Consider the following 1,235-nt stretch of genomic DNA (forward strand, 5'->3'; position numbering starts at 1 on the left):
ACAAGTTGTGGTCAGTGTGCATGTACGACTAAAGAAATTATAGAAAATAGATTGGCTCAAGATAACGACAATACTTCTCTCGACTTAGCCTACGCGGCAGTCATCTAACTGATACTGATTCGTATCATTATTCTCAACTTTTCAATAACTTAAACCTTGCATATACTTGCCCTGATTCTTTCGAAGGGAGGTTTGCTATGCAAGGTGATGTATCGGTTATTCAAAAATTAAACGATGTGCTCGCGGATGAGCTTATATCGATCAATCAATATTTTCTTCATGCGCGAATGGCTAAGAACTGGGGATTATCAGTTCTTGATAAGGTCGAGTACAAAAAATCTATCAAGGATATGAAACAAGCGGACGCGCTTATTGAGCGTATCTTGTTCTTGGAAGGTATCCCCAATCTCCAAAAATTAGGCAAGCTGTATATTGGCGAAGATGTTCCCGAGATTCTGTCTTGCGACTTGAGGTTTCAGACGCAGTCTTTGGCAACCCTTCGCGATGCGATCGAGCACTGCGAATCACAGCGCGATTATGTGAGTAGAGATGTCTTGCGCGAACTTTTGAGCTATGAGGAAGAGCATTTCGATTGGATTGAAACTCAGCGAGATCTCATCGAAAAGATGGGGCTCGAGAACTATACGCAATCATTGCTAGGCGAAGAATAGGGGTTTTGAAATGAAAGGTAATCAAAAAGTTGTCGATACATTGAGCAAACTTCTTGCTGGCGAACTCACCGCGGTCGATCAGTATTTTATCCATTCACGCATGTACGAAGACTGGGGGCTCAATAAGCTTTATGAGCGTCTTGATCATGAGCGTGAGGAAGAAACTGATCATGCTGACCAAATGATCCGTCGCATTTTATTTCTCGAAGGAACACCAAATCTTGGAGTACGAGAGCCTCTCAATGTTGGAGCTGACGTTGTTTCAATGCTGAAAAGTGATTTAGAAGTTGAGTACTCTGTTATTCAAAATCTTAAGGATGCGATCGCTCTCTGTGAGCAAGAACGTGATTATGAAACACGAGAAATGCTTCTGGGTCAGCTAAAAGACTCAGAGGAAGATCATGCCTATTGGCTGGAGAAGCAACTTGGTCTTATCGATAAAATTGGATTGCCCAATTATTTACAGTCGATGATGTAAGGCTGAATTGTGTAGGAAAAACGCGGTTTTTTAGCCGCGTTTTTTTATGCCGAAAGATATGACTAGAATTAATAAGCAGAAGATGA

At 41.5% G+C, this 1,235-nt stretch carries 2 protein-coding genes; both read left to right on the forward strand.

Annotated elements, in window-relative coordinates; genetic code table 11:
* Positions 1 to 197: 197 nt before the first annotated feature.
* On the forward strand, positions 198 to 671 hold the full coding sequence (bfr, locus tag A3738_RS15660) for a bacterioferritin (RefSeq protein ID WP_068478532.1): 474 nt from the start codon (positions 198 to 200) through the stop codon (positions 669 to 671).
* 10 nt (positions 672 to 681) lie between these two features.
* A complete protein-coding gene (gene bfr, locus A3738_RS15665) occupies positions 682 to 1,149 on the forward strand; it encodes a bacterioferritin (RefSeq protein ID WP_068478530.1) in 468 nt (155 codons plus the stop codon).
* Positions 1,150 to 1,235 lie beyond the last annotated feature (86 nt).

Source organism: Oleiphilus sp. HI0066, from assembly GCF_001635725.1.

Bases quoted from the DNA above. Each gene is read 5' to 3' on its own strand.
- bfr (WP_068478532.1), top strand. From the start codon at position 198: ATGCAAGGTGATGTATCGGTTATTCAAAAATTAAACGATGTGCTCGCG.
- bfr (WP_068478530.1), top strand. From the start codon at position 682: ATGAAAGGTAATCAAAAAGTTGTCGATACATTGAGCAAACTTCTTGCT.